At 62.4% G+C, this 20,725-nt stretch carries 14 protein-coding genes and 1 pseudogene; 10 read left to right on the plus strand and 5 right to left on the minus strand.

Annotation, left to right across the window (positions count from 1 at the left end):
- The first annotated feature begins 580 nt into the window (after positions 1 to 580).
- Positions 581 to 1,987 carry an amino acid permease gene (locus tag MUM_RS0122180; RefSeq protein WP_010174204.1) on the plus strand — a complete coding sequence of 469 codons (1,407 nt, stop codon included), beginning with the start codon at positions 581 to 583 and terminating at the stop codon, positions 1,985 to 1,987.
- Here the strand turns inward: MUM_RS0122180 and MUM_RS0122185 are convergent.
- Complete coding sequence (locus MUM_RS0122185) at positions 1,933 to 2,829, minus strand: LysR family transcriptional regulator (RefSeq protein ID WP_010174206.1); 897 nt, start codon at positions 2,827 to 2,829, stop codon at positions 1,933 to 1,935. The genes MUM_RS0122180 and MUM_RS0122185 overlap by 55 nt on opposite strands.
- 179 nt (positions 2,830 to 3,008) lie before the next feature.
- On the opposite strand from MUM_RS0122185, the gene MUM_RS0122190 reads away from it, so the two are divergent.
- The 5 genes from MUM_RS0122190 to MUM_RS0122210 all read left to right on the plus strand — a co-directional run bounded on the left by MUM_RS0122190 (position 3,009) and on the right by MUM_RS0122210 (position 8,060).
- Complete coding sequence (locus MUM_RS0122190) at positions 3,009 to 3,773, plus strand: sulfite exporter TauE/SafE family protein (RefSeq protein WP_010174208.1); 765 nt, start codon at positions 3,009 to 3,011, stop codon at positions 3,771 to 3,773.
- A gap of 116 nt (positions 3,774 to 3,889) precedes the next feature.
- A complete protein-coding gene (locus MUM_RS0122195) occupies positions 3,890 to 4,480 on the plus strand; it encodes an NAD(P)H-dependent oxidoreductase (protein ID WP_010174210.1) in 591 nt (196 codons plus the stop codon).
- 41 nt (positions 4,481 to 4,521) lie between these two features.
- Positions 4,522 to 5,418 carry a LysR family transcriptional regulator gene (locus MUM_RS0122200; RefSeq protein WP_010174212.1) on the plus strand — a complete coding sequence of 299 codons (897 nt, stop codon included), beginning with the start codon at positions 4,522 to 4,524 and terminating at the stop codon, positions 5,416 to 5,418.
- 104 nt (positions 5,419 to 5,522) lie between these two features.
- Positions 5,523 to 6,416 carry an NAD-dependent epimerase/dehydratase family protein gene (locus tag MUM_RS0122205; protein WP_010174214.1) on the plus strand — a complete coding sequence of 298 codons (894 nt, stop codon included), beginning with the start codon at positions 5,523 to 5,525 and terminating at the stop codon, positions 6,414 to 6,416.
- A 198-nt stretch (positions 6,417 to 6,614) separates the two neighbouring features.
- Complete coding sequence (locus MUM_RS0122210; protein WP_010174217.1) at positions 6,615 to 8,060, plus strand: SulP family inorganic anion transporter; 1,446 nt, start codon at positions 6,615 to 6,617, stop codon at positions 8,058 to 8,060.
- 2 nt (positions 8,061 to 8,062) lie between these two features.
- On the opposite strand, the gene MUM_RS0122215 is transcribed toward MUM_RS0122210, so the two are convergent.
- Entirely contained in the window at positions 8,063 to 8,455 is a 393-nt protein-coding gene (locus MUM_RS0122215) for a lysozyme inhibitor LprI family protein (protein ID WP_010174219.1), read from the minus strand.
- 193 nt (positions 8,456 to 8,648) lie between these two features.
- Here MUM_RS0122215 and MUM_RS0122220 point away from each other — a divergent pair, with 193 nt between their 5' ends.
- From MUM_RS0122220 to MUM_RS0122235, 4 genes are read left to right on the plus strand one after another with little or no spacing between them, the layout of a single operon-like run.
- Positions 8,649 to 10,052: a GntT/GntP/DsdX family permease gene (locus MUM_RS0122220; RefSeq protein WP_029616051.1), complete on the plus strand. Its 1,404-nt coding sequence runs from the start codon at positions 8,649 to 8,651 to the stop codon at positions 10,050 to 10,052.
- Positions 10,053 to 10,067: 15 nt separating this feature from the next.
- Positions 10,068 to 10,928 carry a MurR/RpiR family transcriptional regulator gene (locus MUM_RS0122225; protein ID WP_010174223.1) on the plus strand — a complete coding sequence of 287 codons (861 nt, stop codon included), beginning with the start codon at positions 10,068 to 10,070 and terminating at the stop codon, positions 10,926 to 10,928.
- A gap of 1 nt (position 10,929) precedes the next feature.
- Positions 10,930 to 12,393: an N-acyl-D-amino-acid deacylase family protein gene (locus MUM_RS0122230; RefSeq protein ID WP_010174225.1), complete on the plus strand. Its 1,464-nt coding sequence runs from the start codon at positions 10,930 to 10,932 to the stop codon at positions 12,391 to 12,393.
- A 29-nt stretch (positions 12,394 to 12,422) separates the two neighbouring features.
- Entirely contained in the window at positions 12,423 to 12,791 is a 369-nt protein-coding gene (locus MUM_RS0122235; protein WP_010174227.1) for a glyoxalase superfamily protein, read from the plus strand.
- Between the two features lie 172 nt (positions 12,792 to 12,963).
- Here the strand turns inward: MUM_RS0122235 and MUM_RS1000000135095 are convergent, their stop codons facing one another.
- The 3 genes and pseudogenes from MUM_RS1000000135095 to MUM_RS0122245 form a co-directional block, all read right to left on the minus strand.
- Positions 12,964 to 13,827 (minus strand): methyl-accepting chemotaxis protein, encoded by an 864-nt coding sequence (locus tag MUM_RS1000000135095; RefSeq protein WP_442962335.1) that lies wholly within the window; start codon positions 13,825 to 13,827, stop codon positions 12,964 to 12,966.
- Positions 13,822 to 14,883 (minus strand): annotated as a pseudogene (locus tag MUM_RS1000000135100) (methyl-accepting chemotaxis protein); the annotation flags it as partial. The gene MUM_RS1000000135095 and the pseudogene MUM_RS1000000135100, both read right to left, overlap by 6 nt.
- A gap of 194 nt (positions 14,884 to 15,077) precedes the next feature.
- Positions 15,078 to 20,714, minus strand: a complete 5,637-nt coding sequence (locus MUM_RS0122245) for a membrane-targeted effector domain-containing toxin (protein ID WP_141629536.1) — start codon at positions 20,712 to 20,714, stop codon at positions 15,078 to 15,080.
- Positions 20,715 to 20,725: the final 11 nt, after the last annotated feature.

The following is a 20,725-nucleotide window of genomic DNA, read 5'->3' on the forward strand; positions in this document are numbered from 1 at the left end:
GAAAAAAAAAAGCACACGGCGTCGACCACCCCCGTTTTAAAACCCGTTTCCCCCCCGTTTGGGTTGGGTTTTCGGTACCCCCCGGTTTTCGGGGTACCGGAAGGTTTCCCTTACCGGAAAGGTTAGGTTTTCGGGGTAGTTAAAGTTTTACTCCCGGGGTACCGGGAACGGCCCCGGACCGGGTAAGTTCCTAAGGTTCCGGGTTCCCGGGGTTTTTACCCGGGGGGTTTTTAACCGGTCCCGGTTTACGTTAAACCAACCCTTAACGGACCTTTTCCGAACCGTTGGGTAACGGGTTCCGGTACGGGACGGACCGGGTTAGGTAAACGTTCCGTTACGGTACGTAACTTACCTACCGAACCGAACGAAACCGTACGGGACCACCGGCCGTACTAAGTTACCTAACGGTTCCGACCTACGTACGTACGTTACCTACGAACTAACCAAACCAACCGAAACCGTGGTACGGACGCCGGTCGTCGCGGCGAGTCGGCGTACCGACGCCACATCGCCGGCAAGCCGGACTCCTACAAGGGGCATCAACATCGTGTGCAATCACAATAATAAAGGGGCACGCCACGTGACCACGCCAGACCAAGGCTTTGCCGAAATTACCAATCGCGAGTTGGGCCTCAGGCGCCAGCTCACTTCCGGCCAGATGAGCATGATCGCCATCGGTGGCGCCATCGGCACCGGGCTGTTCATGGGCAGCGCCTACGCCATCGGTTATGCCGGGCCCAGCGTGCTGGTCAGCTATGCCATTGGCGCGCTGATCACCTTGCTGTTGATGGGCTGCCTGGCGGAGATGACCGTGGCGCATTCCACCTCGGGCTCGTTCGGCGCCTATGCCGAGTTTTACGTCAGCCCGCTGGCGGGCTTCCTGGTGCGGTATGCGTACTGGGCGGCGATTGTGCTGGCGGTGGGCGCCGAGGTCACGGCGGTGGCGATGTACATGAAGTACTGGTTCGCCAACGTGCCGGAGTGGGTGTGGATCGTGTCGTTTTCCAGCGTGCTGATCGTGCTCAACGCTATCAGCGTCAAGACCTTCGGCAACTTCGAGTACTGGTTCTCCACGATCAAGATCAGCGCCATCGTCGGCTTCATCATCCTCGCGGTGTATGTGGTGTTCGGCTCCGGTAACCCGGATTACGGCGTGCAGCATTACACCGCCCATGGCGGCTTTTTCCCGAACGGGTTGAGCGGCATGTGGATCGCGGTGATTGTCTCGATCTTCAGCTACCTGAGCGTGGAAATGATCGCGGTGGCCGCCGGTGAAGCCGCCGACCCGGAGCAGGCGGTGAAGAAAGCCTTCCGCGCGACCATCGTGCGGCTGGTGGTGTTCTACCTGCTGACCCTGGCGCTGATGTTGGCCATCGTGCCGTGGAACCAGGCCGGGCATGCCCAGAGCCCGTTCGTCACAGTGATGCAGACCATCGGCATTCCTGGCGCCACTGGGGTGATGAACTTCGTGATCCTGATCGCCGCCTTGTCGGCGATGAACAGCCAGCTCTACATCACCACCCGCATGATGTTCAGCCTGTCCCGCGCCGGTTTTGCGCCCAAGTCCATGGGCGCCTTGAGCAAGAGCGGGATCCCGTTGAACGCCTTGCTGCTGTCCAGTTCGGGCATCGCCCTGGCGACGCTGCTGAACGTGGTGTACCCGGAAAGCTCGTTCACCCTGATGATGGCGATCTCGATGTTTGGCGCGATCTTCACCTGGTTCATGATCTTCCTCACGCACCTGTTTTTCCGCCGCTACCGCCAGCGTCATGGCGGGGCGAAGTTGTCGTTTCAACTGGCGCTGTTTCCCTACAGCACCCTGCTGGGCCTGGTGTTGATGGGGGCGGTGATGATCACCACGTTCTTCACCGACGCGTTCAAGATGACGCTGGTGTTCGGGGTGCCGTTCCTGCTGATTCTGTCGCTGGTGTACTACGTATTCTTCCGCAAGGGCGCGGCCAAGGCATCGAACAAGGCTTTGGCATAACCAGGCAATTGCTCGAACTCGCGGGCGCATAACAGCAGTTTGCGACAGGCCCAATCCTCGGTCAGGGGTTGGGCCTTGAAGCGCCGCTCCAACGGCCAGCGTTCCAGCGCCGCCTGGGGCACGATCCCCAGCCCGGCGCCCCGGGCGACCATGCGAATCAACCCGTCAAAGCTGTCCGCGCGGATGCGTGTCTGCAAGCGAAAGCCGGCGTGCAGCGCCTGTTCTTCCAGGTACACCGCCAGCGCGCTGCCGGCGGCCAGGCCCACGTAGTCGTGCTGCAAGCTGTCGATAAAACTCACGGTGCGTTCGGCCAAGGGATGATCCAGCGGCCTGATCAGTACCAGCGGGTCGTCGCGAAAGGGCAGGGTTTGCAGGCCGTGGGTGTCCACCGCATCGGAAATAATCCCGAGGTCTGCGGTGCCCTGGCGCAAGGCGTGGGTGATGCGCAGGCTCGGCAGTTCCTGCAGGTCGATGTCGAGGTTGGCGTGCTCGTGCAGAAAATCCGCCAGCAGTTCCGGCAGGTATTCGCTCAGGGCGGTGGTGTTGCACAGCAGGCGCACCTGGCCTTTGACGCCGTTGGCGTATTCCGCGAGGTCTTGCTGCAGGTGCTCGGCTTGCTGCAACAGCAGGCGGGCGTGACGGGCCAGGGCTTTGCCTGCCGGAGTCGGGGTGACGCCTCGGCGGCCACGCTCCAGGAACTCGATGCCCAGTGAAGCTTCCATCGCCCGGATCCGCGCGCTGGCGGCTGCCAGGGACAAATGGCTGCGGCCGGCGCCGGCGGTGATATTGCCGGTGTCGAGGATGTGCAGGTACAGGCGCAGGTCGATCAGGTCAAAGTGCATGGCGAGTTTCCAGGGTGGCTGTGCCGGCCTCATCGCGGGCAAGCCCGCTCCCACTTTGGAATGCGATCACTGTGGGAGCTGGCTTGCCTGCGATGGGGCCATCAGCCTCAAACAAAACAAGAGGCAAGCTCAGTATATGGCGAATTTCAAATCCCACGCCAAGCCCGCAAAATCAACCCATGAATACTTTTCTCGCGTTCTACCAAAACCTCGGTCCGGCTCTGACATTACTGGTGATCGGCACGTTTATGCTGGCCGGCACGGTCAAGGGCGTGATCGGCCTGGGCCTGCCCACCGTCGCCATTGGCATGCTCGGCCTGGCTATGTTGCCGGCGCAGGCTGCCGCGCTACTGATCATTCCGTCGACGATCACTAACCTCTGGCAACTGGCGTTCGGCGGCCACCTGAGCGCTTTGATCAAACGCCTGTGGCCGATGCTCCTGCTGATTTTCCTCGGCACCGGGCTGGGCTCGTTGTGGCTCGGCATGGACGGCGGGCATTGGGTGGTGCGGGCGTTGGGCGGGGCGTTGCTGGTGTATGCCTTGAGCGGGCTGTTGCTGCCGACGTTCAACGTGAGCCCGACCACCGAGCGCTGGCTGGGGCCGCTGTGCGGGGTGCTGACCGGAGTCATCACCTCGGCCACCGGGGTGTTTGTGATCCCGGCGGTACCGTATCTGCAAGCGTTGGGCTTGAACCGCGACCAACTGGTGCAGGCGCTGGGGCTGTCGTTCACCGTATCGACCCTGGCGCTGGCGGCCGGGCTCTTCTGGCGCGGTAGCCTGGGCGGCGGCGAGTTGAATGCCTCGCTACTGGCGCTGGTCCCCGCGCTGCTCGGCATGTGGCTGGGCCAGGCCCTGCGCCAGCGCATCAGTGCGGTGTTGTTCAAGCGCGTATTTTTTATCGGCATGGCCGCGTTGGGGGGGCATCTGCTGATCAGTGGTTAAGAATGCATTGTAGATTCGTGCTTTACGGTCAAATGTATTTTGCCTGCCCGGCGCTTATTCCAAAGCCCCGGCCTCGTTACCCTGCCTTCAGACATTTTTAATCTTTAGGCACTCCCATGAAGAAAATTCTCCTGCTCAACGGCGGCAAGAAGTTCGCCCACTCCGACGGTCGCTACAACAGCACCCTGCATGAAGCCGCCCTGGCCGTGCTGGACCGTGGCGGCGTCGACGTCAAGGAAACCCACATCGACGCCGGCTACGACGTGGCCGAAGAAGTCGCCAAGTTCCTCTGGGCCGACGTGATCATTTACCAGATGCCCGGCTGGTGGATGGGCGCCCCGTGGATCGTCAAAAAGTACATCGACGAAGTCTTCACCGAAGGCCACGGCAGCCTCTATGCCAGCGACGGCCGCACCCGCTCCGACTCTTCGCAGAAATACGGCAGCGGCGGCCTGATCCAGGGCAAGCAATACATGTTGTCCCTGACCTGGAACGCCCCGCAGCAAGCCTTCGACGACCCTACCGACTTCTTCGAAGCCAAGGGCGTGGACGCGGTGTATTTCCCGTTCCACAAGGCCAACGAATTCCTCGGCATGACCGGCCTGCCGACCTTCCTGTGCGTGGACGTGATGAAGCGCCCGGCCATCGAAGCCGACGTGGCGCGTTATGAGCAGCATCTGGCGCAGGTGTTTAACCTGAGTCTGTAATGCGGCTAGTATCCGTGCAGCCGCTATAAAGAGGATTCACGTTGAAAGCCCGATCCGATGAGCTACAGATCTTCGTCTGCGTGATTGAATGCGGGTCGATTTCCGCCGCCGCCGAACAGGTCGGGCAGACGCCTTCGGCGGTCAGCCGCACCTTGTCGCGCCTGGAAGCCAAGCTCGAAACCACCTTGATCAACCGCACCACCCGGCGCATGGACCTGACCGAAGAGGGCAAGTATTTCTTCGAGCGGGCCAAGGTGATCCTCGAACAGATGGACGACCTCGAAGAGCGCCTGTCGTCGCGCCAGCAAACCCCGTCGGGGCGCCTGCGGATCAACGCGGCGTCGCCGTTCATGCTGCACGCGATCGTGCCGTACATCGCCGAGTTTCGTGGCCTGTACCCGGATATCCAGCTGGAGCTGAACAGCAACGACCTGATCATCGACCTGCTGGAGCAGAGCACCGACATCGCGATTCGCATCGGTGCCCTGGCCGACTCGACCCTGCACGCCCGCTCACTGGGTTGCAGCCCGCTGCATATCCTCGCCAGCCCGGCTTACCTGGAACAGCACGGCACCCCCGGCACTGTTGCCGAACTGGCCGAACACACCTTGCTCGGCTTCACCCAGACCGAAACCCTCAACCACTGGCCATTGCGCCATGTGCATGGGGATCGCTGGCAAATCCAGCCGGGCGTCGCCGCCTCCAGCGGCGAAACCTTGCGCCAGCTGGCGCTGGAAGGGCAGGGCATCACCTGTTTGTCGGACTTCATGACCGCCCAGGACATCAAGACCGGGCACCTGATACCGGTGCTGGCCGAGTTCAACAGCGGCTATCGCCAGCCGATCAACGCCGTGTACTACCGCAACTCGCAATTGGCCTTGCGCATCCAGTGCTTCCTGGACTTTATCCAGGGCAAGCTGGCCAGCTACGCCAGCTGATTCGTGACCCCTGCGCAAGATTGAATTGGGCAATACGGACTTATTCCTCATGGATAGGTCCGCAATACTGACGCCATCAATTACTCACGCAGGGAGACACCTCCATGAACGTATTCATTACCGGCGCTGCCGGTTTTATCGGCGGCTCCATCGCCACGGGCCTGGTCAAGGCCGGCCATAACGTCACCGGGTTGGTGCGCAGCGCCGAGCAAGCTGCCGAAATGACTGCATTGGGCATCACGCCGGTGACCGGCACGCTGGATGACAGCGCGCTGCTGACCGAGCAAGTGAAGAAGGCTGACGCGGTCATCAACGCCGCCAGCAGCGACCATCGCGGTGCTGTGGAAACCTTGCTTGCCGCCTTGCGCGGTTCCAACAAGCCGTTCCTGCACACCAGCGGTTCGAGCATTGTCGGTGATGCGTCCGGCGGTAAGTCGAGCGACGTCATCTACTTCGAAGACAACCTGCCGGAGCCGACCGTCGACAAGGCCGCCCGCGTGGCCATCGACAATCTGATCCTGGCTGCCGCCCAAGACGGCGTGAACTCGGCGGTGATCTGCAACACCCTGATCTACGGCCACAGCCTGGGCGTGAAGCGCGACAGCGTGCAATTGCCGCGCTTGCTCAAGCAGGCGCGCAAGAGCGGTGTAGTGCGTCATGTGGGCACTGGCCAGAACATCTGGTCCAACGTGCACATCGAAGACGTGGTGGCGCTGTACCTGCTGGCGCTGGAAAAGAATGTGCCGGGTACGTTCTACTTTGTGGAGAGTGGCGAAGCGGCGTTTGTCGACATGACCACTGCGATTGCCGAAGCGCTGAAACTGGGCAAGCCACAGGATTGGCCATTGGCGGATGCCGAGGCCGAGTGGGGCTATGAAATGGCCAACTATGGCTTGGGCTCCAACAGCCGGGTGCGTGGCAAGCATGCGCGGGAATTGCTCGGGTGGGCGCCGAAGCGGACCTCTGTAGTCGAGTGGATTCGCAACGAGATGGTGTGATGTTCGCTTGAAACCGAGTTGAGCCCATCGCGGGCAAGCCCGGCTCCCACATTTTGATGTGTTAACGCCCTCAAATGTGGGAGCTGGCTTGCCTGCGATGAAGGCAACCCGGTCTACTTGTCATGACACCGCACTAGCCCCACCTCGCCCAATTCCGTACCATCCCCAGCCTTATCCCCGCGACTCCCCGGTACTTCAATGAACCTCACCCGTCTGCGCGCCGACACCCTGGCCGGACTCACCACGTCTTTCGCCTTGCTGCCCGAATGCATCGCCTTCGCCCTGGTCGCCCACCTCAACCCGCTGATGGGCCTCTACGGCGCGTTCATCATCTGCACCCTCACCGCGTTGTTCGGCGGCCGGCCGGGCATGGTCTCCGGTGCCGCCGGCTCGATGGCGGTGGTGATCGTCGCACTGGTGGTGCAGCACGGCGTGCAGTACTTGCTGGCCACGGTGTTGCTGGGTGGGTTGATCATGGTCGCCTTCGGCCTGTTGCGCCTGGGCAAGCTGGTGCGCATGGTGCCGCACTCGGTAATGCTCGGGTTCGTTAACGGCCTGGCGATCATCATTGCCCTGGCGCAGCTGGAGCACTTCAAGAGCGGTGACTCCTGGCTCAGCGGCACGCCGCTGTACGTGATGACCGGGCTGGTCGCGGCAACCATGGCCATCGTCTACCTGCTGCCGCGTCTGACCCGCGCCGTGCCGCCGGCCCTGGTGGCGATCCTCGGCGTGGGCCTGGCGGTGTATCTGCTCGGCCTGCCGACCCGCACCCTGGGCGACATGGCCCACATCGCCGGCGGCCTGCCGACCTTCGCGCTGCCGCAGATTCCCTGGACCCTCGAAACCCTGCACATCATCGCGCCCTACGCGATCCTGATGGCCATGGTCGGCCTGCTGGAAACCCTGCTGACCCTCAACCTCACCGACGAAATCACCGAAACCCGTGGCTATCCGGACCGCGAAAGCGTGGCCCTGGGCGCGGCGAATATGGTCTCCGGATTATTCGGCGGCATGGGCGGCTGCGCGATGATCGGGCAAACCGTGATCAACCTCAGCTCCGGCGGGCGCGGGCGCTTCTCCGGGGTATTTGCCGGGGTGATGATCCTGTTGTTCATTCTGTTTCTGTCACCGCTGATCGAGCGTATTCCGCTGGCGGCGCTGGTGGGGGTGATGTTCGTGGTGTCCCAGCAGACGTTTGCCTGGGCTTCGTTGCGGGTGATCAACAAGGTGCCGCTCAACGACGTGCTGGTGATCATGGCGGTGACGGTGATTACCGTGTTCACCGACCTGGCGACGGCGGTGCTCTGCGGGATTGTGATTGCGGCGCTGAACTTCGCCTGGCAGCAAGCGCGTGAGCTGTATGCCGATGAGCATATGGAGCCGGACGGCAGCAAACTCTATCGGGTGCACGGCACGCTGTTCTTTGCCTCGACCACGCCGTTTCTCAACCGGTTCGACCCGGCCAACGACCCGGCCCAGGTGACGCTGGATTGCCGTCACTTGAGCTTTGTCGACTATTCAGCGATTGCCGCCTTGATGACCCTGCGGGAGCGCTACACCAAGGCCGGCAAGCATCTGCGGGTGCTGCACCTGTCCGAACGCTGCCGCAAACTGCTCAAGCGCGCCCGGGTACAGCACGACTAGTCTCACGGCCCGACCAGGTTTTCCAATTCCTGGGCGCGGGTCTGGGTCATGTCCAGCACGCAGCCGGAGCCGTTGACCTGATCGATGGTGCCGCCGGTTGCCGAGCCGATGAAGCCGCAATTGGCATCGCGAAACTTGATCCACTGGCGCTGCACATCCTGCAATTGCTGCTTGCGGTTGCCTTCCATCGCCGTCATCGCGGTTTTGTAGGCGGTGTTCAGGCGCGCGTCCTGAACCTTGGTTTCCCTGGCATTGCAATCGACCATGTCGGCGGTGGTGTTGGCGCCGTCCATGCATTTTTTCAGCGCCGGGTTCTCGTCGGCCGAGGCCGGGCCGCACAGGGCCAGCAGCAGTGCGCCGGCGGCGAAGGGAACAAGCAGGTGTTGACGATTCATTCTGGGTTTTCCTGGTCATGAGTCGGTGTGCAGTCTAAGACTCGGCCTGCGCAGTTGAGTTTCCAGCCCCGGCAATCTTCATGTAAGAACGCCCCCCGAATTTTCATCCACTGACCCTGGGCATATCCCTGCGCGACAGGGCTTATCCGTGGGCGAAAATTACTTTCATAAAAATTGAAAATCCACCTCGGTAATGATTTATGACTTTCACAACCTATTCGACGTGACCCTTTCCGAGGAGTACCGCATGGCCGCATCACCGGGGTATTGGCTGTTGATCTACGCCGCCATCGCCATCATTGCATTGATCGTATTGATCGCGCGTTACCGGCTCAACCCGTTTATCGTCATCACCCTGGTGTCCATCGGCCTGGCCCTGTTGGCCGGGATGCCGGCGGACACGATCATGGGCTCCTACGAGGCGGGCGTCGGCAAGACGCTGGGGCATATTGCGCTGGTGGTCGCGCTGGGGACGATGCTCGGCAAGATGATGGCCGAATCCGGCGGCGCCGAGCAGGTGGCGCGCACGCTGATCAACCGCTTCGGCGAGCGTAATGCCCACTGGGCAATGGTGTGCATTGCCTTCCTGGTGGGGCTGCCGCTGTTTTTCGAGGTCGGTTTTGTGTTGCTGGTGCCGATCGCCTTTACCGTGGCACGGCGAGTGGGTGTGTCGATCCTGATGGTCGGTTTGCCGATGGTGGCGGGCTTGTCGGTGGTGCATGCGCTGGTGCCGCCCCATCCGGCGGCCATGATGGCGGTGCTGGCCTATAACGCGTCGGTCGGGCAAACCGTGCTGTATGCGATTCTGGTGGGTATCCCGACGGCGATCATTGCCGGCCCCCTATACGCCAGGTTCATCGTGCCGCACATTCACCTGCCGGCGGAAAACCCGCTGGAACGTCAGTTCATCGACCGCGAACCGCGCACCCGTTTGCCGAGTTTCGCCCTGACCATGGGCACCATCCTGTTGCCGGTGGTGCTGATGATGATCGGCGGCTGGGCCAACCTGATTTCCACGCCGGGCACCGCGTTCAACCAGTTCCTGTTGTTTATCGGCAACTCGGTGATCGCGCTGCTGGTGGCCACCTTGGTGAGCTTCTGGACCCTGGGCCTGGCCCAGGGCTTCAACCGCGAATCGATCCTCAAGTTCACCAACGAATGCCTGGCACCGACGGCCAGCATCACCTTGCTGGTGGGCGCGGGCGGCGGCTTGAACCGGATTTTGGTGGACGCTGGCGTCACCAATGAAATCCTTGGCCTGGCGCATGCCTTCAACTTGTCGCCGCTGGTGATGGGTTGGCTGTTCGCCGCGTTGATGCGCATCGCCACCGGCTCGGCTACGGTGGCCATGACCACTGCGTCGGGTGTGGTTGCGCCGGTGGCGATGGGCCTGGGTTATCCCCATCCGGAATTGCTGGTGCTGGCCACCGGCGCGGGGTCGGTCATCTTTTCCCACGTGAACGACGGCGGCTTCTGGCTGATCAAGGAATACTTCAATATGACGGTGATCCAGACCTTCAAGACCTGGACCGTGCTGGAGACCCTTATTTCGGTGGTCGCCTTCGGTCTGACTTATGGCCTGTCCTGCATCTTGTAACCCGGAGCCGAACCGATGGACATCCTCTACCAGATCCGCGCCCGCCAGGATTCCTTCAGCGCTGGCGAAGGGCGTATCGCCAAGCTGATGCTGGATGATGTCGGCTTTGCAGCGTCCGCCAGCCTGGAAGAATTGTCCCAGCGGGCCGAGGTCAGCACCGCGACCTTGTCGCGTTTCGCCCGCAGCGTCGGGTGCCGCGACCTGCGTGACCTGCGCCTGCAACTGGCCCAGGCCAGCGGCGTCGGCAGCCGTTTTCTTGACCCGGCGGGCCTGCCCGAGCAGTCGGCGTTTCACCGGCAGATTCTCAGCGATATCGAGGCGACGTTGCGCCGGCACTTGTCCGGTTTCAACCAGCGCAGTTTTGTCGACGCCGTGAGCCTGCTGGGCCATGCGCGGATGATCCACGCGTTCGGGATGGGCGGGCCGTCGAGCCTGTGCAGCGACGAGTTGCAAGTGCGCCTGGTGCGCCTGGGCTACTCGATCGCCGCCTGCCACGACCCGGTGATGATGCGCGTGACGGCCGCCACCTTGGGCCCGGAGCATGCGCTGATCGTCTGCTCGCTGACCGGCATCACCCCGGAGGTGTTGGGCGTGGTAGCACTGGCGCGCAACTACGGCGCAAAAATCATCGCCATCACCCTGCCGGACTCCCCGCTGGCGCAGTTGGCCGATGTGTTGCTACCGCTGCAACCGGCGGAAACCAGTTTTATCTACAAGCCAACGGCGGCGCGCTACGGAATGCTGTTGGCCATCGACGTGCTCGCCACCGAGCTGGCCCTGGCCATGCCGGACGACAACCAGGAACGCCTGCGACGGATCAAGCTGGCCCTGGACGATTATCGCGGCGGCCCCGACAGCCTGCCGCTTGGAGATTGAGATGAAGTACCACACGCTGATCCGCCAGGCTTTGATCATTGATGGCAGCAACACCCCCGGCTATGTCGCCGATGTGGCGTTGCGCGAAGGGCGTATCGAGAAAATCGGCGACCTGTCCCTGGACAGCGCCGAGCATGAAATCGACGCCACCGGGCGCGTGCTGGCGCCGGGGTTTATCGACGTGCACACCCACGATGACACGGTGGTGATTCGTCACCCGCAGATGCTGCCCAAGCTCAGCCAGGGCGTGACCACGGTGATCGTCGGCAACTGCGGCATCAGCGCGTCGCCGGTGAGCCTGCGGGCCGATCCGCCGGACCCGATGAACCTGTTGGGCAAGCGTGAGGCCTTCGCCTATCCGCGTTTTGCCGATTACCGAGCGGCGGTGGAAAACGCCCACCCGGCGGTGAACGTGGCGGCGCTGATCGGCCACACGGCGCTGCGCAGCAACCATATGGACGACCTGCACCGCACCGCCACGCCCGGCGAAATCGCCGCCATGCGCGTGCAGTTGCAGGAGAGTCTTGCGGACGGTGCCCTGGGGTTGTCCACCGGCCTTGCGTACGCCAGCGCGTTCAACGCCGAGACCGATGAAGTGCTGCAACTGAGTGAAGAGCTCACGGCGTTCGGCGCGGTGTACACCACCCATTTGCGCAGCGAATTCGAGCCAGTGCTGGAGGCCATGGACGAGGCGTTTCAGATTGGTCGTCACGCCAGGGCACCGGTGATTATTTCCCACCTCAAGTGCGCGGGCGCCGGTAACTGGGGGCGTAGCCCGCAATTGTTGGCTTCACTGGAACACGCAGCGAAGACTCATCCGGTGGGCTGCGATTGCTATCCCTATGCGGCCAGCTCTTCGACCCTGGACCTCAAGCAAGTCACCGATGCGTTCCGTATCACCATCACCTGGTCGACGCCGCACCCGGAAATGGGCGGACGGGACCTGCAAGACATTGCCGCCGAGTGGGCAGTGCCGCTGATGGACGCGGCCCGTCGCCTGCAACCTGCCGGCGCGGTGTATTACGGGATGGATGAGACCGATGTGCAGCGCATCCTGGCGCATCCGCTGTCGATGATCGGTTCGGATGGTTTGCCGGAAGATCCGTTCCCTCATCCACGGTTGTGGGGCGCGTTTCCGCGGGTGCTGGGGCATTTCAGCCGGGACCTTGGTTTGTTCCCGCTGCACACCGCGGTGCACAAGATGACTGGCTTGTCGGCGGCGCGCTTTGGCTTGGCCGAGCGCGGCGAAATTCGCGAAGGGCACTGGGCGGACCTGGTGTTGTTCGACCCGTTGCGGGTGCGGGATGTGGCGGACTTCAAGGCGCCCCAGCGCGCGGCGGAAGGGATTGACGAGGTGTGGGTCAACGGCGTGTTGAGCTACAGCGACGGCCAGCCCAACGGCCAGCGGCCCGGACGATTCCTGGCGCGCAGCGGGGATTTGCGTAAAGGGTTCGCGGCTTTATAGTGGCCGCACTCAAACACGGAGCAATCGCCATGCACTTAGGAAAAGTCACCCCCATTCTGCGCAGTTTCGACGAGGCCAGGACGCTGGAGTTCTACGTCGACTTCCTGGGGTTCAAGGTCGATTGGCAGCACCGGTTTGAAGACAATTTCCCGCTGTACCTGCAGGTGTCGCTGGGGGAATGCGTGCTGCACCTGTCCGAGCACCATGGCGATTGCACGCCAGGCGCGGCGGTGCGGATTCAAGCCCAGGGCCTGGAGGCGTACCAGCAGCAGTTGCTGGCCAAAAACTACCGCAACGCCAAGCCCGGGATTGAAGACACGCCGTGGGGCAGTCGCGAAATGAGCATCAGCGACCCGTCGGGGAACCGGTTGGTGTTTGTTGAAGAAGTAGCGGTTTGAACCCGTTCTAATGTGGCGAGGGAGCTTGCTCCCGTTGGGCTGCGCAGCAGCCCCAAAACCAGGCGCCGGGTTTACCTGAACGGTCTCAGTTGTTTGGACTGGGGCCGCTTCGCGGCCCAACGGGAACAAGCTCCCTCGCCACAGTTTGAAGGTGCTTGCGTTGAAGGTGTGTTTACACCCGGAAATGGCTGACCATCTGCTGCAATTGCCCGCCCAGGCGCGCCAGTTCCACACTCGACTTGGCCGTCTCGTCACTGGCCGCCGCCGTCTGTTCCGACACGTCCCGCACGTTCACAATGCTGCGGCTGATCTCTTCGGCCACGGCACTCTGTTGTTCGGCGGCGGCGGCAATCTGCTGGTTCATCGACTGGATGTTCGACACCGTACGGGTGATGTTTTCCAGTGATACACCGGCCTTGCGGGTCAGTTCGACGCTGCTGTCGGTGAGGCTGCGGCTGTTGTTCATCACGGCGGCCACTTGCTGGGTGCCGTTTTGCAAACCGGCCACCAGGCCTTCGATTTCTTCGGTGGATTTCTGGGTGCGCTGGGCCAGGCCCCGGACTTCATCGGCAACCACCGCAAAACCGCGACCGGCTTCACCGGCACGGGCGGCTTCGATGGCGGCGTTGAGTGCCAGCAGGTTGGTCTGCTCGGCCACGGCCTTGATCACGTCCATCACGCTGCCGATCTTGTTGCTCTCTTGTTGCAGGTGCGTCATGGCGTCGGTGGAGCGCGCCACTTCGGCAGCCAGACGTTCGATCTGGGCGATGGCTTCGGCCACCACCTTGTCACCGGCACGGGCTTCACCGTCGGCAGCCGAGGCGGCCTGGGAAGCTTGTTCGGCGTTGCGTGCGACTTCCTGCACGGTGGCCGTCATTTCGTGCATGGCGGTGGCCACTTGATCGGTCTCGATCTTCTGGCTGTTGACCCCGGCGCTGGTCTGTTCGGTCACGGCCGACAACTCTTCGGCGGCGCTGGCGATCTGGGTCACGCCGTCACGGATGCCGGTGATCAGTTCGCGCAGGGTCACGCCCATCCGCTGGATGCCTTGTTGCAGCACGCCCAGTTCATCACGGCGGGTAACCTGCAGGTTGTGGCTCAGGTCGCCGGAAGCGATGCGCTCCACCACGGCCAGGGTCTCACGCAATGGGCGGGTGATCTGGCGGGTGATGATCACGGCGGCCACGATGCCCACCAGCAACGCCAGCAACGTGCTGATCAGTTGCAGGCTGCGGGCCTGGGCGCTCTCGGCGTCACGGCGTTGCAGCTGGATGTCGTACAGCTTGTCGCTGATGGTGACGATATCGGCGCCCTGGGTGGTCATTTCTGCCCGGGCCGAGACGATGTTGGCGTTGGCCGCCTTGTAGTTCTGCACCGCACTGCGATAAGCGCCGAGGGCGGTTTCCAGTGAGCCGAGGGCGGTCTGTTGGCTGGCGCCGAATACGGCATGCAGGCCTTTCAAACCGTCGATGGCTTTCTCGATCTGCGCCGCCGCGCGGGCTTCGGTTTCGGCGTTGACGTTGCCGGTGTAGCCGCGCACTTCGTAGCGGGCCAACTGGAACTGTTCCTTGGCGGTGGCCACCGCCTCGAACTGGGCGAAGCGCTCGGTGCTGTCGGACATCTGGCGCACGCTGGCGTCCAGGGCGCTGATCTGCGCGTTGGCGACGTCGGCCTTGTCGCCCATGACTTGGCGTGAAGCGTTGCCGTTGCGATAAGCCTCGCGCATTTTGTTCAAGGACTGCTGGTAGGCGGTGATGATCGCCTTTTGCTCGTTGAGCAGCTTGAGGTTGTCCGGGCTCTTGAAACTGTCCAGCAGCTTCTGTTGCTGGGCCGCAAAACTGTCGAGGTTGGTCTGTACGTTTTGCGCTACGGCTTCGTCACCGTTGGCCAGCATGTATTGCAGGCGCACGATCCGCAATTTGGTCAGCGACGCGTTGAGCTGGGTGATGTCGCTCATCCAGTTGCTGCGGTCGATCAGGCCGCCCAGGCTGGTCCAGCCGGTGAGTGCGAGGATTCCGGTGAGCACCAGCACCAGGCCGAAGCCCAGGCCCAGTTTCATATTGACGCTGATATTGCCGAACCAACTATTCATCGAATTCCTCCAGGAACAGATTTGCGTGTGTGTGCTGGAAGAGCGCCCAGCGATGGGTTAGTACGGGTGTATCGGCAGCCCGGGCGAGAGCTGAAACGGTTTTTTCGTGGAGGCTGGATTCACTGATCGTGGCTGACGGACGGTCATTTTTTCGACGAGGGCGCCCCCTCCAAGGAAGGGGCGCCCGAGGAGCGTCAGTCGATTTTTCGCATTTGTTTGTGGGTTTCGATAAAGGTCATCAGGTGTTCCTGGGTGGCGAAGCGCAAGTTGTCGAAATGCCAGCGATTGACGTAATACCCTTTGATGTCGCGGCGTAGCGGGGTGTGGATCAATACGCGGTTGCGGTCCATGTGGACGATCTCCTTCGCGTCGTCCGTGGCGCCCTGTATCAGGTAATCGCCAGGGCGCCTCAGGCGTTGTTGCAAGCCGCTCAGCGGGGTGGCTGCTGCGCCGGCTTCGACCGTTTTCCTGAAGTCATAGCGCACCAGCGGCCACTTCTGCTCGGGCGGCAATGTCGCGATGTTGGCGGGCTCCAGCGCAAACCCCTTGCCCGAGCCGGGCGGTACATCCGCAAGCAGCAGGCTGATGCCTTTGTTGAGGTCGGCGACTCCCGGCACACCGTGGTAGGTGTGAAGGTGTGTCTCGCCCACCAGCGCCAGCCACTTGTGCGGGCCGGCGCGCAACTGATCGGCTTTGATCACTTGCGTCGCAAAGTAGTTGAACATTGAGGTTCGAGTCGGGCGCACCCCGTCCACCCGCAAACTGGCGATGCAGTCCAGGGCGCGGATGCGTACTTTGTGTTTGATGGCCACTTGCACCAGGCTGGAGAAGTTATGAGGGCTGCTGGCGGGCACGCCGTGGCCGGTGTCCAGTGCGCGCAGATAGGCCCTCAGCTCGTTCGTCAGGATCCCGGTGCTGTGGGCAATATCCAGGTCGGCCTGATGCAGCTCGGTGGTGAGTTGCTCCAGGTACAGCGTCTTGACGTTGCGTTGGCCCGTCATGTGCTCCATGTGATTGCTCAGGAACGCTTTGCTCGATGTCGCACCATGGGACTCACCCACCACCAGGCCGTCGGCGCTCTCCAGTACCTGATCAATAAAGGCTTTTTCGTCGAGGGTTTCGGCGATCTCGGGCAGGGCGACGCGGGCAGGCGGGGTGTGCTCGCTGAAGAACTGCTGTGCGTCGTCCCGCAGTTTTTTGCGGGTGGTTTCGAAGGTCCTCTGTGCGTTTCGGCGTATGGCGGCAAGTTCGGGATAGGCGGTATTGAACATCGCTTCCTTGCTGCCCAGTGGCAGTGTGATCTCTTGGGCAAACAGTGGGAGGTGTTCCTCGGGCAAGTCAAAGCGATTGAAATGGCTGTGCTCCACCGCCGGCCCGGGGCGCGGCGCCGGCGGTTCCAGTGCTTGCACGGAGGTACGCAACGACAGCTTCAGGTCACCCTTGGCCAATGGGTCTCCGGGAATGGCGCCGGCCACATCGGTGACCAATCGAGTGGGCTGACCGAAGGCGTCATCGACCCGCAGCGCAATGCTTTTTTGCAGGTCGGCCATACCCGGCGTGCCCCGGAAGGTACTCATGCGTTTGTGTTCCACCAGTGCGATCCAGCGCTCACCGGGAGCCTTTTCGATATCGGCGTTGAGCACGGTGTGGGAGTAGTAATTCATCAACGATACGGGACGCGTCGCAGCGGGCCGCGAGTCGATCAGGCCGAGGACGTTTTCCAGGTCGTAGCAGCTGGAGGCATTCAGCGACCTGATCTCGATGCCGTTCTGCATTGCGGCCTCCACCAACTTCCAATAGCCATGCTCACTCTCAGGGTCCATGAAGTGGGCTCGGTCGGTGGACTTGAGATGTTTTTTGGCCTGTTTGGAAATGCCTTTGGAGAACCGCGAGTGGGTTTGCAGATGATGCACGTCGCGCCACAGGTGCTCGATGTAGATCGCCTTGACTTGCAACTCTTTGAGCAGCGGCATGTGTTCGATCAGCAGCTGTTTGCTGGCGATGGAAAAATACGTTTCGCCAATCACCAGGCTCTGCGCATCGTCGAGCAGCCGTCGCAGGAGGTCGGCGGGGAGAATGTCTTGTGCCAGGTCCAGGGTCTCGACCCGCTTGACCAGGGGCGGCAGTTTTGCAAAAAAATCATCGGCATCACGGGTCAACAGCTGTACCTGATTCAGGTGCGATTCGAGGGCGGGATGCAACTCGCGCCGCATTGACCAGATCATGTGGGTATTCATCGAGTCGTCCAGGCTTTGTGCCAGGAGGAACATCGCCGTGCGGTCTTCGGACGCCAGGACGCCGGCGACGTTCTCCCCCAGTTTTTCCGATAACTCATAGGGTGTGCGGAGTTTTTCATACTTGGGCGTACCGCCGGTGACCCCGGCACGCAGCCATTGCCCGTCGGCCTTTTTGCTCACCAGTTTGCCGGTGGAGCGCAGTTGGTCCTGGACGGCGTCATACCGAAACAGCAGGAACCGCCCAAGGCTGTCGGGCGTTTGCGCGGCCCACAACGCATCGCCGCCAAACGCCACCGGCTGCATGCCGCGCAGCGCTGTTGGTTCGGGCGGCAACTGTTGGATCAGTGCCATCGCCTGTTGCTCCCGGGGCAGGCGGGCGATATGGCGCAAGGGTTTGTTGGCGAGCTTGCTGGCCGACAACAGCACCGGCCTAAGGTCGGTCAGGACCGCGCCGCCCGCGTTGAGCAGCGCACTCAGATAGTGGTTCAGGGCCGCTTGGGTGTCGCCGCGATTGTAGGCATGCAGGGCCAGCATGGCGTCCTTGAAAACCAGCAGCGTACCCAGCGCCAGGCTCAGGACCGGAAATGGAATCGTGGCGATGGCTATGGTCAGTTCGGCGATCAGGATAACCAGCTCCATGATCATTTCGAGCCGGCTGGTGGTGGTGCTCCTGACGTCGTCGAGCACGTGCCGCAGCGGCTTGTCGTATACGTAGAAACGCAGGTCACGCAGGGGTTCGAAGGGGCGGGGTACGTCGAAGACCGGTTTGGAGTAAACGCCGCGCCGTTGGGGCTCCAGGCGGTTCAGCAGGTCGCGCAAGGTTGACTCGAATGCCCTGCGCTCAAGGCTTGCCACGCGCTTGGTGTAGTAGCTGGCCATGCCGCCGACGTTTTTCAGACGCTCGTTGAATTCTTTTTGCGCGCGAAAATCGATGCCGTCCGGTGATTGCGGGGTGTACAGCAACGGCACGTCATCCAGGTGATGGAAGCGGTAGCAGCCGTCGATGACCTGCCCGCACAGCTCCAGCGGATACACCGGGTACAGCGCGCGCGTGGCAAGACGGCTGTCCCCCAGGCTGTCGATGCTCCTGCTCAGCCAGGCCAGGTCGCTGCGCGCAAGATGACCTTGCAGGCAGCTGACCCAGGCGGCCTTTTTCATGCGCAATTGCGTCAGTTCCAGTGCCAGGTTGCGGCGCCACGGGTAGTGAGGCGCCAGGGGATCCAGCAGGGTTTTTTCCACCTGCATGATGTAGCGCGACCCGATCCAGGTACCTCTGACGGATTTGCTCACGGCCTCCGCGTTCAGCCGGCTCAGGTCAACGCCTGGGGGGCCCTTGAACTGCGCCATGGTGTCGGCGGCGGGGTTGAGGAAGCCAAGGCTGTAGTCATAACCGTTGCGGTAGAGCATGGTGTAGGAGACATGCTCGCGGGGCGTGATGACTTGTACTTGGTTGGGGTCGACCGCCGATGTGGGGTTGCCCAGCAACGCGTTGAGCGCCTTGTGCGCCGCTTCATACAGGTAGCTGTCGAAGTCCGGAAACTGCTCCGGGCTGCCAGGGCTGGCGCTATAGGCCTGGGCCGCGCCGGCAGCGTCTTCATCGAGGTCGGCGAGTGTCTGGCGATCAATCTTCGGCGCGCGGCTCAACCAGTCCGGGGTACGGTGCAGATGTTCATCCGCTTGCATGGCCAGCAGGTTCTCGCTCATTTCCAGCAAACAATCCTGATAGCTGGAGGCCGGGCTGAGGATGATCATCTGATGCTCCAGGGTGTCCGGCCTGAAGCCCAGGGTCGATAGCATGAGGTTGTAGGTGGGGCGGATGCGGCTGACCAGTTGTTCAAGCAGGTACGTCTTCATCGTCACCGGCCGGGTGGGCGACGGCACCTCCTGGCTCCAGCCCAGAATGTGCGCCTGCAATTCCCGCTCGCTGCCAAAGGCCTGGAACTGCTCGGCGCGCGGTGCCTGGGGTGTACACAACAGCAAGCGTTGGGTGGCGCCCTGTTCGTCAAGGTGACGCATCACCCACAGGTCCTTGAGCGGCGCTTCGTGCAGTGCTACGCAACTGGCCTTCAGGGTGGCGGACGGGGTTGCCTTGAGGGTTTCAAACAGCTGGTAATCCGTGGGGCTGATGTGGTTTTGCAGCAGGGCACTGTAGGCCAGCGCCTGTAGCCGAGTGTCGACCATGTCTTGCATCGCGCGCTTGACCACTGTGGAACCGAGAGCGCGGGCCTGCTCGTCGGCAAAGTCAAAGCGTGGTTGCAGGGTGTCGAGCAGTTCGGCCAGGTACTGCGGGGTGACTGCGCTGAACTCGGGCGGCAGTGGCTGGCCGGCGTAGGTCAGCCGGGTGTGCTTGAGGAACGCTGAGCCTGGCTGTGTATCGCCGACATGCAGGCCGCGCACTGCCAGTGCCGTCAGGGTGTGCTGTTGTTGATAGGCGTTGCCGGACATCAACGGCCGTTCGGTGCTGATCAGCAACTGCTCGGGCTCCAGCGCCTGAATGTCCAGCTCTTGATCGAGGCGTTCGAGCAGTTGCGCCCGCGCCAGGTGCTCGGGAGACGCCGCCGGCCCCAACAGCGCCACCAGGTCCTCGCGCGCCTGTTCGTAGGCCTGCGTATGTCGCACCAGAGTCTGGTGTTGCGCGTGGGTGGCGCGGCGAAACCAGTCCGGTGCGGCAGCGTGCAGCAGCTTGTCCAGCAGCTGCTGCGCACGCAGTTCCAGGCGTGTATCGAGGTTCCAGAGCGTGCAGCAGATCGCCTGGTCCATTTCGGCGGTGAGTTGGGCCACGCTGTGTGGCGGCGGGTTGCCGTTCAAGCCCAGGGCAAAGTCGAGGTCCAGGCGCTGTTTGGCCTGCAGGGCGTTGTAGGTGTGTTCGGCCAGGGGCATGGAGTCGATGACGTTCAGTTGCAAAGGCCAGAGGCCCGCTGCGCGCAGATGCTGGTCGCGGCGGGGCAGGTGTTGCAGCAATTCCTGGCGCCAGTCGGGATGGTCCATGCGCTCACGCAGGGCGCGGTCCAGCAGGTTGAGCGAGGCGAAGGCCTCCAGGCCACGGGACGGCGTGAACAGCAGCACGTTGCCGACGTTGGTGTCTCCCGTCAGTAGGGTGACGGGTGTCTGCAAGGCGGTCAGGACAAACGCCCCGGCAAACTCGATGGTACGCCCGCGGTGGCTGAAACTCAGCGCATACATCGCGGGACGCAAGGGTGGGCTGCCGGGAATGTTCAGCACCAGGTCACGGTCGCTGGGCAATAACAGTTGGTCCTCCACCTTGAGGTGGGCCTCGGCTTCCAGCGCGGCCTGATGTTGATCGAGTATCCAGCGCTTGAGTACTCGGCCGTCGTGCACACGTTCCGTCTCCAGGGCCTCGAGTTTTTTACGCACGGCGAGATTGATGCGGTTGCGGTTCAGCAGGCCTTGGTCGCCATCGAGGACCCACCTGGCAGGCAGGGTGTAGGGCACTTTGGCCTGCTGGAGCAGGCGCTGCGCTTCGTCGGTCAGTTGGGTGTTGAGCTGCTCCATGGCCTGGAACAGCGCAGAGGGCTTTGTCGCCGGTCGCTGGTCGAGTGACTGGCTGGGGGAATCGGAGGGTAGGGTGCTCACGGGGGAAACCT

This window comes from Pseudomonas sp. PAMC 25886 (genome assembly GCF_000242655.1).
Lineage (GTDB): Bacteria > Pseudomonadota > Gammaproteobacteria > Pseudomonadales > Pseudomonadaceae > Aquipseudomonas.